12 protein-coding genes are annotated in these 12881 nt (G+C 67.1%); 6 read left to right on the plus strand and 6 right to left on the minus strand.

Annotated features, from left to right (window positions below):
- Nucleotides 1-111 precede the first annotated feature (111 nt).
- Nucleotides 112-1179, plus strand: a complete 1068-nt coding sequence (locus tag AC6CID_RS04445) for an ABC transporter permease (protein WP_094979508.1) — start codon at nucleotides 112-114, stop codon at nucleotides 1177-1179.
- A gap of 29 nt (nucleotides 1180-1208) precedes the next feature.
- Complete coding sequence (locus tag AC6CID_RS04450; RefSeq protein WP_019290135.1) at nucleotides 1209-1907, plus strand: ABC transporter ATP-binding protein; 699 nt, start codon at nucleotides 1209-1211, stop codon at nucleotides 1905-1907.
- Between the two features lie 240 nt (nucleotides 1908-2147).
- On the opposite strand, the gene AC6CID_RS04455 is transcribed toward AC6CID_RS04450, so the two are convergent.
- Genes AC6CID_RS04455 through echA20 form a run of 4 tightly spaced genes read right to left on the minus strand, consistent with a single transcriptional unit; the run spans nucleotide 2148 to nucleotide 5649 of the window.
- Nucleotides 2148-3227, minus strand: coding sequence for an NAD(P)H-dependent flavin oxidoreductase (locus tag AC6CID_RS04455; protein WP_006550419.1), 1080 nt, complete (start codon nucleotides 3225-3227; stop codon nucleotides 2148-2150).
- On the minus strand, nucleotides 3224-3982 hold the full coding sequence (ipdB, locus tag AC6CID_RS04460) for a cholesterol ring-cleaving hydrolase subunit IpdB (protein ID WP_024102905.1): 759 nt from the start codon (nucleotides 3980-3982) through the stop codon (nucleotides 3224-3226). Before ipdB ends, AC6CID_RS04455 begins: the two co-directional genes overlap by 4 nt.
- Entirely contained in the window at nucleotides 3979-4857 is an 879-nt protein-coding gene (locus tag AC6CID_RS04465; RefSeq protein WP_024102906.1) for a CoA transferase subunit A, read from the minus strand. Before AC6CID_RS04465 ends, ipdB begins: the two co-directional genes overlap by 4 nt.
- Nucleotides 4858-4887: 30 nt before the next feature.
- The gene (gene echA20, locus AC6CID_RS04470) at nucleotides 4888-5649 is read right to left on the minus strand and encodes a (7aS)-7a-methyl-1,5-dioxo-2,3,5,6,7,7a-hexahydro-1H-indene-carboxyl-CoA hydrolase (RefSeq protein ID WP_498353627.1); all 762 of its coding nucleotides are present in this window, start codon (nucleotides 5647-5649) and stop codon (nucleotides 4888-4890) included.
- A 124-nt stretch (nucleotides 5650-5773) separates the two neighbouring features.
- Here echA20 and AC6CID_RS04475 point away from each other — a divergent pair, with 124 nt between their 5' ends.
- Nucleotides 5774-6991, plus strand: a complete 1218-nt coding sequence (locus AC6CID_RS04475; protein ID WP_006550414.1) for an acetyl-CoA C-acetyltransferase — start codon at nucleotides 5774-5776, stop codon at nucleotides 6989-6991.
- Between the two features lie 2 nt (nucleotides 6992-6993).
- Here the strand turns inward: AC6CID_RS04475 and AC6CID_RS04480 are convergent, their stop codons facing one another.
- The gene (locus tag AC6CID_RS04480) at nucleotides 6994-7701 is read right to left on the minus strand and encodes a hypothetical protein (protein WP_498353628.1); all 708 of its coding nucleotides are present in this window, start codon (nucleotides 7699-7701) and stop codon (nucleotides 6994-6996) included.
- Between the two features lie 52 nt (nucleotides 7702-7753).
- On the opposite strand from AC6CID_RS04480, the gene AC6CID_RS04485 reads away from it, so the two are divergent.
- A complete protein-coding gene (locus tag AC6CID_RS04485; protein ID WP_200359353.1) occupies nucleotides 7754-8347 on the plus strand; it encodes a TetR/AcrR family transcriptional regulator in 594 nt (197 codons plus the stop codon).
- 16 nt (nucleotides 8348-8363) lie between these two features.
- Here AC6CID_RS04485 and casG read toward each other — a convergent pair whose 3' ends face one another.
- A complete protein-coding gene (casG, locus tag AC6CID_RS04490) occupies nucleotides 8364-10043 on the minus strand; it encodes a steroid-24-oyl-CoA synthetase (protein ID WP_498353629.1) in 1680 nt (559 codons plus the stop codon).
- A gap of 236 nt (nucleotides 10044-10279) precedes the next feature.
- Between casG and AC6CID_RS04495 the strand changes: the two genes are divergently transcribed.
- Together AC6CID_RS04495 and AC6CID_RS04500 are read left to right on the plus strand one after the other, a co-directional pair.
- Nucleotides 10280-11089: a MaoC/PaaZ C-terminal domain-containing protein gene (locus tag AC6CID_RS04495; protein ID WP_039583877.1), complete on the plus strand. Its 810-nt coding sequence runs from the start codon at nucleotides 10280-10282 to the stop codon at nucleotides 11087-11089.
- A 26-nt stretch (nucleotides 11090-11115) separates the two neighbouring features.
- Nucleotides 11116-12795 (plus strand): AMP-binding protein, encoded by a 1680-nt coding sequence (locus tag AC6CID_RS04500; protein ID WP_064061686.1) that lies wholly within the window; start codon nucleotides 11116-11118, stop codon nucleotides 12793-12795.
- Nucleotides 12796-12881 lie beyond the last annotated feature (86 nt).

Genomic DNA, 12881 nt, shown 5'->3' on the forward strand with positions numbered 1-12881 from the left:
ACCGCACTATGCCGTCGACCGCACCGATCGACGACCTCCAACTTTCGATGGATCAGCGAACCCAACCAATGCGCGATGCCGGGAATGTTGCCTTGCACGACACTGAGATGCATGTTCCTCGCTTTCCGTGATCTCCGGTTCGCCAAAGGTCGCTTCACGCTGATGACCTCGGCCCTGTTCCTCATTTCGCTGATGGTGGTCACGCTGTCGGGGCTGACCTCCGGACTGGGTAATCGGTCTATCGCTGCGATCGAGAACATCGGCGCCGACCACTTCGCATTCGGTGCTCCCCCCGATGGCCGCTCGGTCTCGTTCGCCGAGTCGACCGTGACGACGCGGCAGTATGCGGAACTTGCGGAGGCCGACGGTGTCGATGCTGCGTCGATCATCGGGGTGGCACCCGCTCGGATCAGCGTCGACGGTCGAGAAGTTGCCGCTTCTGCGTTCGGCGTCGACGGGCATTCTTTCGCCGCTCCGGTCGTGCTCGGTGCCGGCTCGGTAGCCGTGGACGCCGACCTCGCCAATGACAACGGATGGACGAACGGAACCCGGATTTCGATGAGCGGAAAGGTATTCACCATCACCGCTCTGGTCGACGACTCGTTCTACAGTCATCAGCCCGTGGTCTGGATGGACCACGACGCATGGATGTCACTGCCGTCGGCCGGTGGCAGTGACGGCACCGTCGTTGCATTGCGGACCTCCGCAGGGTTCGACGCCGATTCTGTCGGTGAGGCGACCGGGACGGCCGTCACCGACGGCCGCGGTGCGCTGAACGCGATCGGGTCGTACACCTCCGAGCGTGGATCGCTGCTGTTGATGCAGACGATGCTGATGATCGTCAGCGCCTTGGTCGTCGGGGCCTTCTTCACGGTATGGACCATCCAGCGCGGCCAGGACCTCGCTGTGCTCAAGGCTGTCGGTGCCTCCACCCGCTATCTGCTCCAGGACGCACTCGGGCAGAGCTCGATCGTGCTGGTACTCGGATCCGGACTTGGAGCCCTGGCCGCAGCCGGTCTCGGAACGGCAGCCTCGCAGTCGGTTCCGTTCTCGCTCACGATGTCCACCACCGTGGTTCCGTTCCTCGCCCTCGTTGTGACGGGCATGATCGGCGCGGCTGCTTCCCTGGTCCGTATCGCCAAGGTCGACCCGCTCGCTGCCCTTGCAGCCGCTCGATGAGTCATCTACCGAGAACGAAGGACTTCGACATGAGTATCTGCTTACGCAACATCGTCCTCAGCTATCCCGACGGTGACGGGCATCGACGCGTCCTCGACGACGTGGATTTCGAGGTCCGACGCGGCGAATTCGTGGCTGTGACCGGTCCGTCCGGGTCCGGCAAATCGAGCCTGCTCGCTGTCGCCGGCCTTCTCATCACCCCCGATTCGGGTCGTGTCGTTATCGACGGCAGCGACATGACGGGACTGGACCGTGACGAGCGCACGACCGTGCGACGCGAGAAGCTCGGATTCGTGTTCCAGCAGTCGAACCTGCTGCCCTCGTTGACCGCAGTCGAACAACTGCAGATGATGTCCCATCTCGCGGGCGACTCGGTCCGCGAGAGTCGTGCCCGTGCCACGGACCTGTTGTGTTCATTGGGTCTCGACGGGCACCTGGACCGGCGTCCCCACCAACTGTCGGGAGGGCAACGGCAACGGGTTGCGATCGCGCGAGGACTGATGAACGACCCCTCGGTGTTGCTCGTCGACGAGCCCACCTCGGCCCTCGACGAGAACCGCAGCCGCGAGGTCGTGGCCCTGCTCGCCGATCTGAGCCGGGATCGGGATGTGGCGATCGTGATGGTCACTCACGACCTGAGCCGGCTGACTCTCGTCGACCGCGCCTGTGCCGTGCGCAACGGGACACTGATACCCCTGCCTGGCTCCGTGCCGAGCGCAATTCACTGAAACAGCGGCGAACTGTTGTCACGCGGTATCGGGAATCTTCCTGACCGGGCCATGGCTTGGGCTTCGGCGGAGTGGGGTCGATTTTCCGGACCGCGGGAGGCATCGTGAACGACCCAGCGCCTGTGTCCGGCGACGCGCGGCGGAGTCTGCGCACGTCGGAACCGATCGAGACCGGTGTTGTTGTCGATTTCTCGCGGAAACTCGACAACAACACCGGTCTCGATCTGCTGGGAATCGGAATCAGGCGGCGGGACGCCCCTGATCGCGCAGGGCGGAGAGGGCGTCGATGCGCTCGACTGCCTCGGCGACGATGCGGTCGATCAGTTCCTGGCAGCTCGGCAGGTCGTCGAGCATGCCGACGACCTGGCCCGAGGCGAGCACACCGGCTTCGGTGTTGCCTTCCACGAGACCGGCCTTGAGGAGCATGGGGGTGTTGGCGGCCATGATGATCTGCTGCCAGGTGCGGTCGCTCGCCTTCTTCATGGCGAGGCCGTCCTTGACGATGGTCGACCACTTCATGCCCGTCATCGACTTGAACTTCGTCGCGTTCCGCGCGGCCGCGAGCAGTCCCTTCGCGTAGGTGGACTTCTCGAGGCTGTTCACCAGGTCGGTGTTCAGGACCCGGTGCGGCATGCCGTCGACCTTGAGTGACACCGTGGTGTCCTGCAGTCCCCGCGAAAGGTACTGCTGCTTCACCGAATCGGGAACAGCACTGTCGCTCGTGAGCAGGAACCGAGTGCCCATCGCGATGCCGGCCGCGCCGTAGGACAGCGCGGCGGCGAGCCCACGACCGTCGAAGAAGCCACCGGCGGCGACGACGGGGATGTCGACGGCGTCGAGGACACTCGGCAGCAGCAGGGTTGTCGCGACGGGACCGGTGTGGCCACCGCCCTCGCCGCCCTGCACGATCACCGCGTCGGCGCCCCACGAGGCGACCTTCACGGCGTGCTTGGCAGCACCGATCGACGGCACGACGACGATGCCGTGATCCTTGAGCTTGGCGATCAGCTCCTTCTTCGGTGCGAGGGCGAACGACGCGACCTTGACCTTCTCGCGGATCAGCAGGTCGATGCGCTCACCGGCGTCCGAGGCGTCGGCGCGGATGTTGACGCCGAACGGCTTGCCGGTCAGCGACTTGGTCTTCGCGACCGCCGCTTCGAGTTCGGCGTAGGTCATCGTCGCCGAGGCGAGGATGCCGAGACCACCGGCGTTCGACGTCGCGGCGGTCAGGCGGGGACCGGAGACCCATCCCATGCCCGTCTGAACGATCGGGTGCTCGATCCCCACCAGGTCGGTCAGGGCGGTGCGCAGGACGGTCACAGCGAGACCTCGCGGTCGCGCAGACCCTTGGGGTCGATCACCTCGCGGATCAGACGCAGTTCCTCGAAGGTCGGCTCGCGGGTCACGCCCGCCTCGTCCAGGCCGGCGACCTCGAAGGAGGTGTTCTCCGCGACGGTGGACGCCTCGACACCCGGGTGCAACGAGAGCGCCCGGAAGGTGTGGTCGGGACCGCCGAAGTCGAAGACACCGAGGTTGGTGACGACCCGCGCGATGTCCAGGAAGCGGTACGCCGGGTTCTCGGGATCGACCTTGTCGTATCCGACACCCGAGACGATATCGACCGTGTCGACGAAGACGCGCGAGGAGTGCTTGCCGACCCAGTAGCTGGTCGCGTGGTTGATCGTGTTGCCGGGAGCGCCGCGCACACCGAACATCTGGCGTGTCGGCTGCTGGAGTGGACCGAAGGCCGACAGGTTCTGGTTGCCGTACCGGTCGATCTGGTTGGCGCCCATCACCACGTGGCGGCGGCCCGAGGCGACGACGTCGAACACCTTGCGGAAGGGCATCCAGCCCTCGATCGGTGCCTTCGCGCCGAGGGCCGGGACGTCGGCGAGGATGAGTGCTTCACCGTCGGTGATCAGCAGGTCGGGCTCGGTGGTGAGCTTGGCCAGGCGTGCACCGATCTGCGGCAGTGTCGCCATCGGGCTCGCCATGATCTCGCCGGCACCCGAGAAGATGTCGGCGCATGCGATGGCGCAGTACTCGGCGCGGGTCACGGTCTCGGTGGTGGTCATGCCTGCTCCTGTGCGAACTTCTGGACTGCGGCCTGGTAGTCGTCCTCGCTGCCCGAGAGGAAGCGGTCGACGAATGCCTGCCATGCCTCGGGGTCCTTGGCGGACTCGGCGTAGTGGCGCTGGAACTTCTCGTCGCGGCCGTAGCTGTCGCCCGCGAGGGTGAAGTGCGCCCCGTTCGGTGCTTCGACGATTCCGTCGACCATCATGCGGTTGAGCAGGAGCTGCTGCAGCGGAACCTCTTTCACGAGCTGCTCGGTCTCGACGATCTTCTCGACGGAGACGTAGCGACGTTCGGCGGCCATGCAGTAGAGGTCGTCGAAGTAGGGGTCCACGCCCTGGTAACCGGAGTTGCCGTGCTTGTCGCCGATGTTGAGGTGCACGAACGACGCGTCGAGGTTCAGCGCCGGCATGGCGATGAGGGTCTCGGTGCCGTCCGGTCCGGGATACGGCGAGGTGACGGTCTTCAGTTCACCCTCCCAGAAGTCGACCACGGCCGAACCCAGGCCCGCGCGGAGGGGCAGGAACGGCAGGCGCGCGGCGGCGGCTTCCAGGCCGCACTTGATCATGCCCTCGTCCATCTCACGGGCGATGATCTCGCCGCCCGTGCGGGCCTTGGAGAACCACGGGTCGTAGAACGGTGCCGAGTCGAGCGAGACGAATCCGTAGTACGCCTTCTTCACCTTGCCCGCCGAACACAGCAGGCCCAGATCGGGACCGCCGTAGGTGACGACGGTCAGATCCTTCACGTCCGAACGGAGGATGGCCCGCACGAGGGCCATGGGCTTGCGGCGCGATCCCCAGCCGCCGAGGCCGATGGTCATTCCGCTGCGCAGCTCGCCGACCACGTCGTCGAGCGACATTCTCTTGTCACGCATGGTGTTCCGAACTCCTGGTGGTGTGAGGCGTCAGCTGTTGCTGCGCGGCTTTCCTGTTGCGACGAACTCGTCGCGGTGCTCGTCGGCGATGCCGGCGAGATTCAACTCGAAGGTGAAGCCCTGCTCGAGGCGGTAGCTCGTCTTCACGTCGACGGGGTCGATGCGGTTGATGGCTTCCTTCGCACGGCGGATGACGCGGGTGTCCTTCGCGGCGATCATCTCGGCGACCTCGCGTGCGGCGGCGTCGAGTTCGCTGCGCGGCACGACCTTGTACACCGAGCCGAAGTGCTCGAGCTGCTGCGCGGTGACGTTCTGCGCCGTGTAGTAGAGGGTGCGCATCATGTGCTGGGGGACGAGGCGCGCGAGATGCGTTGCGGCGCCCAGTGCACCGCGGTCGACCTCGGGCAGGCCGAAGACGGCGTCGTCGGAGGCGACGATGACGTCCGCGTTGCCGACGAGGCCGATGCCGCCTCCGACGCAGAAGCCGTTGACGGCGACGATGACCGGTACCTCGCAGTCGTAGACGGCGGCGAATGCCGCGGCACACCCGTGGTTGGCGGCGATCAGGGCGTCGAACCTTTCGGTGGCCTGCATTTCCTTGATGTCCACACCCGCGTTGAAGCCTCTGCCCTCGGCGCGCAGGATCACCGCGTGGGTGTCGAGACTGCGCCCGGCCGTGGTCACGGCCTCGGCCAGGTCGAACCAGGCCTGTGAGGGGAGAGCGTTCACGGGCGGGAAGTCGACGGTGACCGTGGTGATACCGGCGCTGTCGGAGGTCGAGGTGATGCCCATGGCATGTTCCTAACGTCTGTACCGAACCAAGCGATTGCTTGGTAAGTTAGCACAGGATAGCCGCCGGACCCAGAGGGTCGAAGGGCCGTAGGGTCGAAGTACGACCGATCATCGAGGAGAGAAGATGCCCGAAGCAGTAATCGTGTCCGCAGTACGGTCGCCGATCGGGCGAGCACGCAAGGGCTCGCTCGCGTCGATCCGCCCGGACGACCTGGCGACCCAGATGGTCGCTGCAGCGCTCGCGAAGGTCCCCGATCTCGATCCCACCGAGATCGACGACCTCATGCTCGGCTGCGGCCAGCCCGCCGGACAGTCCGGCTTCAACATCGCCCGCGTGGTCGCGGTGCAACTCGGCTACGACTTCCTTCCCGGCGTGACCGTCAACCGGTACTGCTCGTCGTCGCTGCAGACCACCCGCATGGCGCTGCACGCCATCAAGGCCGGCGAGGGCGACGTGTTCGTCTCCGCCGGCGTCGAATCGGTGTCGAGCTTCGTGACCGGCAACGCCGACGGTCTGCCCGACACCAAGAACCCGCTGTTCGACGACGCCCAGGCGCGTACCGCCAAGCTCGCCGAAGGCGGAGTGCCGTGGACCGACCCGCGCACCGAGGGTCTGCTCCCCGACGTCTACGTCGCGATGGGACAGACCGCCGAGAACGTCGCGTCCCACACCGGCATCTCGCGCGAGGACCAGGACCGCTGGGGCGTGCGCTCGCACAACCGCGCCGAGGAAGCCATCAAGAGCGGCTTCTTCGAGCGGGAGATCACTCCGGTGACCCTCGCCGACGGCACGGTCGTCAGCACCGACGACGGTCCGCGTCCGGGCACCAACTACGAGGCCGTCAGTCAGCTCAAGCCGGTCTTCCGCCCGGACGGCACGGTGACCGCCGGCAACGCGTGCCCGCTCAACGACGGTGCGGCCGCTCTGGTGATCATGTCCGACACGAAGGCGAAGGAACTCGGACTGACCCCGCTCGCGCGCATCGTCTCCACCGGTGTCTCGGGCTTGTCGCCGGAGATCATGGGTCTCGGACCGATCGACGCGACCCGCAAGGCTCTCGCCAACGCGAACATGGGCATCGACGACATCGACCTGTTCGAGATCAACGAGGCGTTCGCCGTGCAGGTGCTCGGTTCGGCGCGTGAGCTGAAGATCGACGAGGACAAGCTCAACGTCTCGGGCGGTGCGATCGCGCTCGGTCACCCCTTCGGGATGACCGGTGCCCGCATCACCGCGACACTCATCAACAACCTGCAGACCCACGACAAGCAGTTCGGCGTCGAGACGATGTGCGTCGGTGGGGGTCAGGGCATGGCGATGGTGCTCGAACGCCTCAGCTGAGCTCAGTCCTCCGAGTCGGTCGGGGGGTCGTCGGTCTGCCGCTTGCGCTCGTCCTGGCGCCGGCGGCGCGCGACCTCCCGGTTCGCGAGGACGGCCGCGAGCACGACCGGCCAGACGTACTTCGCCTTGTCTGCGACGGCCTTCACCCACTCGGGCACGGTGAAGTCGAACAGGGAGAATTCCGGCAGGGAGATGGTCGGCCACGGAATGTCGGGCCACGGAATGTCCGGCCAGGAAATGTTGATATCCCAGTCGGGCCAATCGATTTCGGGGATCGGGATCTGTGCGAGCAGCCAGAGCACGATCAGCGGCACGGCGACCCCGGCTACGGCGACCGCCGTGCGCTGGGCGGCGTATTTCCGGGGGTGCGCCCGGATCCATTCCTCGCGAACAGCCGCCTTGGATCCGGGCTCGGGGTCGAGGTCGACCCCGCCGATGCCGGTGAGGGCGGCTGCTGCCGCACCGAGTTCGGTGTCGCCGTCCCACCAGGTGACTCGTCGGGCCGGTCCGATGAAGGTGGGGAGCCTGACGGCGATCGCGCCGCGTTCGTGCCCGTCGAGGACGACCTTGTCGTCGGAGGTCTTCTTCGTGGCGATCTCCTCGCCGTCGATCGTCCAGGTGATCCTGCGGCCCAGCCCGGCATCGTCGATTTCCACGGCGTGCTCGGCGCTCTCCCAGGTGAGCAGCCAGCGCTCCGAAGTCTTCGGCATACAGTAATAATAGAGCGGACACTCCATCAATGGCATCCAGGGAGCCGGGGACATGGCACGTACGGTCGATCCGGTCCGGCACGAGGCGCGCCGCCTCGGGATCATCGACGCAGCTCTGACCTGCTTCGCCCGACACGGCTACGACGGCACGACCACGGCCGCGATCTGCCGCGAGGCCCGCATCGGGTCCGGAACCTTCTTCCACTACTTCCCCACGAAACTGTCGCTGATGGTGGCCGTTCTCGAACTGGGCACAGCCGAAAGCGTGGCGTGGTTCGAGGCGCAGAGCGGGCGAACCGACGCCACCCGTGTACTCGACGAATACGCCGTTCGGGCAGCAGAGGATGCGTCGGATCCCCGTACGGCCGGCTTCGTCCGAGCGGTCGGGGCTGTGATGACCCGGCCGGAGATCGCGGCTGCTCTCGACCGCGACGCCCGCGCGCTGCGCGACGGATTGTTTCCCTGGGTGCGGCTCGCGCAGCAGGCCGGAGAGATCCGGACCGACCTGCCCGCGGATCGGCTCGTCACCTGGCTACAGGCTTTGCTCGACGGCTACCTCGGCGTCGTCGCCGCCGAGACGTCCTTCGACCCCGTGCTCGAACAGGAAACGCTCCGCGACGCCCTGCAGCGCCTGCTCCGGCCGTAGATGTGCAGATCCGTCGTCACCAGTGGCCGTGGGTGTCGCGCCAGCCCTTGCGGATGATCTTCCCGGTGGCGTTGCGCGGCAACAGGTTGCACGTCAGCGTCCATTGCGTCGGCACCTTGAAGTAGGCGAGACGCTCGGATGCGAAGGTCGTCAATTCCTCGACGGTGACCGTGGAGCCTTCGACGAGCACGACCACCGCAGCCACCTCCTGGCCCCATTCCGGGTGGGGCGCGCCGGTCACCATGCATTCGCGGACCGCCGGGTGCAGGGCCAGGACGCGCTCGACCTCCGACGGGTAGACGTTCTCGCCGTTCTGGTGGATGAGGTCGGCGCGCCGGCCCACCAGACGCAGACGGCCGTTCTCGACCACGCCGAAATCACCTGTGCGCAACCAGCGGTCGGGAGTGATCGCCTCGGCGGTCGCCGCCTCGTCGTCCCAGTAGCCGAGCATGACGAAGGGGCTGCGCACACACACCTCGCCCACGCGGCCGTCGGGCAGCCAGGCGCCGCTCTGATCCCGGATCTCGAGGCTCACCGTGATGATCGGCGCGCCCACCGTGCCGGGGAACTCCTCGAGTTCGGCGGCGGAGGCCACAGCGATCGACGTGCTGCACTCGGTGATGGTGTAACTGTCGACCATGGCGTGCTTGCCGAACGGAAGCCCTTCGCGCAGAAGTTGTTTGAACTCCGGCGTCGAAGGTTCCGAGGACAGGGTGAACCGGCTCAGCGAGGTGAGGTCGTATCTGTCGAGATCTTCGTCCTCGAGCATCCGCGCCGCCATCGACGGCACGGCCATCCAGTGGGTGACCTGTTCCGCCTCGATGAGTTCGAGCACGGGACGCACGCCGTACCAGCCCTGGTTCATCACCACGGTGCTGCCGGTGGCCAGGCGCGGCACGATCGTGTTGTGCAGGCTCGTGATGTGGAACAGTGAGGACGTCAGCAGATAGCGGGAGTCCGATGGTGCGGACCGGTCGTATGTGCCGCCGGTCCAGATCGTCGCGATCGCGTCGAGGTACCGGTGGTAGTCGACCACTGCCAGCAGATTCCGCTGCGAGTGCAACGCACCCTTCGGATCCCCGCTCGTGCCCGAGGTGTACAGGAGGACGGCCGGATCGTCCTCGGCGACTCTCGGGGACGGCGGCTGCGCGCCGTCGAATTCGGCGATGAGGCGCGGTAGATCCTCCTCGATCGACAGCACCACCGTCTGCGCACGGTCGATGCCGGCCACGGCCGCAGCGCGCGGACCGTCGACGAAGAGCACCCGGGGTCGCGAATGACGGATACCGAATTCGAGTTCCGGTTGCACCCACCACGCGTTCAGGCCCACCGAGATCGCACCGAGGGCCTGCGTCGCCCAGAAGGCGGTGACCCACTCGGGCCGGTTCGCCGACAGGATCGCGACCCGGTCGCCCACGCCAACCCCGTACCGCTCGTGGAGCGCCGCGGCGAGGGCGTACGACATGCGCGCGTTCCGGGCGAAGGTGATCCGCTGATCGGTCGTGACCAGATACTCGCGGTCGCCCCAGGCGAGGGACTGCGAGAGCAGATCCGCCACGGCGACGTCGCGTCTGCGCATGACGGGTATCTCGGTGCCCAGGACGTCCTGCACGACGATCTCGAACTCGCCACCCGGACCGGTGAGTCGCGATACCAGCTGATCGAGGAAATGGGAGGGATCGGAGGGGATGGTCATCGCCTGTATCCCACCGGTGCCCCTGCACGCTTCACGGACGTCCCCTCCTCCATCGAGTGCGTACCGCCAGAATCTCACGACGGGTCACCCCGACTTCGAATGTACCGGTGAGTGGGACGGGCGGTGACGGTCACCATCGCTCTCCCTAGCCTGTGACCTGGGCGTCTGTGGAAAAGCGAGGTCCTGTCTCCGTCGGGCCGCCGCCCGGCGCCCCTGTGAGAAAGGACCGAAGACGAATGACCGCAACGACGCCGACGCCCGCGCAGTGGCGAGGCCACGACCTGGGTGCCCGCACGATCCGCTACGACGAGCGGGACGCGATCCTGTACGCGCTCGCGGTGGGCGCCGGCGCGGCGGACCTCGATCTCGTGTTCGAGGACCGGCTGCGGGTGTTGCCGACGTTCGCCCTGACGCTGGCCCAGTGGGCACCGGATGCGCTCGGTGCGCTCGGTGCCTTCGACACGGCCACCGCGCTCCACGGTTCCCAGAGCCTCGAGGTGCTCGCACCGTTGCCACGCTCCGGGGAGATCGCGATGTCGGCGCGCGTCGGTGAGGTCTGGGACAAGGGCCGGGCAGCGGTGTTCGAGGTCGTCGTCGAGAGCGAGTTCTTCATCGCGACGTGGTCGTTGTTCGCACCGGGAGCGGGAGGTTTCGGCGGCGAGCGCGGACCGTCGGCGCCGTCCGCGCCGGAGGGGGATGCCGACGTGGTCGGCACGCTCGCCACACGCGCCGACCAGGCGGCGCTTTACCGGCTGACCGGCGACCGGCACCACATCCACATCGATCCCGAGGCTGCGGCGCGCATCGGACAACCCCGCCCCATCCTGCACGGCCTGTGCACGCTGGCGGCCGCGACCCTGCCTCTGGCCGACATGCTCGGAGGGCACCCCGCCGACCTGAAGACGCTGTTCGGGCGCTTCGCGGCCCCCGTCTTCCCCGGCGATGCGGCACAGGTCCGCGCCTGGGGTGACGCAGTGGACGTCCGGTTCGACGTCGTCACGGCGACCGGCGCCGTCCTGTCCGGCGGTCGCGCCGTTTTTGCTTGATCGCCACAACCGTCTGGAGGAAAGACTTGGACACGTTCGCAGAAGTAGTGCGCGCTCGTCACGGTGACCCGAAGGTAGGGTTGCGTTTCGAGGACCAGCAGTGGACCTGGGGCGAGGTGGTTCAGGAAAGCGCCGATCGTGCCGCCGCGATCGTCGCGACCGTGCCTGCTCCCGCAGATCGGCAGCGCCACATCGGGGTGCTGCTCGAGAACGTCCCGGACTTCGTCTTCTGGATCGGCGCCGGTGCCCTGGCCGGAGCAGCCGTCGTGGGCATCAACGCCAGCCGCAGCGGCCCCGAGATCGCCCGCGACATCGCGCACGCGGACATCGACCTCGTCGTCACCGAATCCCGCCTCGCCCATCTGCTCGAGGACACCGGCCACGGACTGCCGGCCGACCGCATCCTCGACATCGACGACGATCGCTACGCGGAGTTCCTCGCGCCGTTCCGCGGTGCGGATCTGCCGGAGACGATCCCGTCCACCGACGACATCGCATTGTTGCTGTTCAGTTCCGGTTCCACCGGCGCTCCGAAGGCCGTGATCGTCGGCCAGGGCCGGCTCGCACGCCTCCTCGGTCCGCTCACCGAACGTGTTGGCATGCGCGAGGATTCGGTCGCCTATCTGTGCATGCCGCTCTTCCACGGAAACGCACTCATGCTCAACCTCGGCACGGCCATGCGGGCCGGCGCGACCGTCTGCATGATCCGGAGGTTCTCCGCGAGCCGGTTCTCCGACGACATCCACCGCTACGGCGCCACTTTCGTCAACTACGTGGGCCGGGCCCTGTCGTACATCCTCAGCCGGCCGGAAGACCCCCGCGACCGCGCGAGCACCCTCGAACTCGCGTTCGGCACCGAGGCATCCGAAGCCGACGTGGCCCGCTTTTCCGAACGCTTCGGCTGCACGGTCGTCGAAGGCTACGGGATGAGCGAAGGCGTCTTCCGCATCAACCGCACCCCCGACACCCCGACCGGATCGCTCGGGGTCGCCGTCGGAGGCGTCGATGTCCGGATCTTCGACGAGGACACCGGGCAGGAGTGCCCCCGCGCCCGTTTCGACGAGACCGGTCGCCTCCTCAACAGTGACGCCGTCGGACAGATCGTCGCGTGCGGTGCCGCCCACACCTTCGAGGGCTACTACAAGAATCCCGAGGCGATGGCCGATCGGGTCAAGGGCGACGACTTCTGGTCGGGGGACCTCGGGTACCGCGACGAGAACGGCTTCTTCTACTTCGCCGGAAGATCCTCCGACTGGCTTCGCGTCGACAGCGAGAACTTCTCCGCCACTCCCGTCGAGCGCATCATCCTGCGGGTGCCGGGCATCCTGTCCGCCCCGGTCTTCGCCGTGCCCGATCCCACGACCGGGGATCAGGTCATGTGCGCCGTCGAACTCGAGCCCGGCGCGGAGTTCGACCCGGCGGTGTTCGGGGCGACCCTCGCCGAGCAGCCCGACATGGGAGACAAGTGGTGGCCGCGATTCGTGCGCGTCACCGCGCAGATCCCGCTGACGGGCAGCAACAAGGTGAACAAAGCCCCGCTGCGGGCGGTCGCGTGGAACACCCCAGACACGGTCTACGTGCGTGTCCGACGGACCTCCGAGTACGTCCTGCTCGGCGACGCGGAACGCACACGCATCGAGCGGGAGTTCGTGGCCAACGGCCGGGCGGCCCTGTTGCCGACCCCCGAACCTGCGCCGGTCGCATGATCGCGGTCCGGCCCGGTCTCACGACATCGGAAGGTCTCGACCAGTGAGATGGCCTCATCAGGGGTGATACCGATCACCTAGCGTTT

Source organism: Rhodococcus sp. GQ147 (genome assembly GCF_059759155.1).

Bases quoted from the DNA above. Each gene is read 5' to 3' on its own strand.
- AC6CID_RS04445 (WP_094979508.1), top strand. From the start codon at position 112: ATGTTCCTCGCTTTCCGTGATCTCCGGTTCGCCAAAGGTCGCTTCACG.
- AC6CID_RS04450 (WP_019290135.1), top strand. From the start codon at position 1,209: ATGAGTATCTGCTTACGCAACATCGTCCTCAGCTATCCCGACGGTGAC.
- ipdB (WP_024102905.1), bottom strand. From the start codon at position 3,982: ATGACCACCACCGAGACCGTGACCCGCGCCGAGTACTGCGCCATCGCA.
- AC6CID_RS04465 (WP_024102906.1), bottom strand. From the start codon at position 4,857: ATGCGTGACAAGAGAATGTCGCTCGACGACGTGGTCGGCGAGCTGCGC.
- echA20 (WP_498353627.1), bottom strand. From the start codon at position 5,649: ATGGGCATCACCTCGACCTCCGACAGCGCCGGTATCACCACGGTCACC.
- AC6CID_RS04475 (WP_006550414.1), top strand. From the start codon at position 5,774: ATGCCCGAAGCAGTAATCGTGTCCGCAGTACGGTCGCCGATCGGGCGA.
- AC6CID_RS04480 (WP_498353628.1), bottom strand. From the start codon at position 7,701: ATGCCGAAGACTTCGGAGCGCTGGCTGCTCACCTGGGAGAGCGCCGAG.
- AC6CID_RS04485 (WP_200359353.1), top strand. From the start codon at position 7,754: ATGGCACGTACGGTCGATCCGGTCCGGCACGAGGCGCGCCGCCTCGGG.
- casG (WP_498353629.1), bottom strand. From the start codon at position 10,043: ATGACCATCCCCTCCGATCCCTCCCATTTCCTCGATCAGCTGGTATCG.
- AC6CID_RS04495 (WP_039583877.1), top strand. From the start codon at position 10,280: ATGACCGCAACGACGCCGACGCCCGCGCAGTGGCGAGGCCACGACCTG.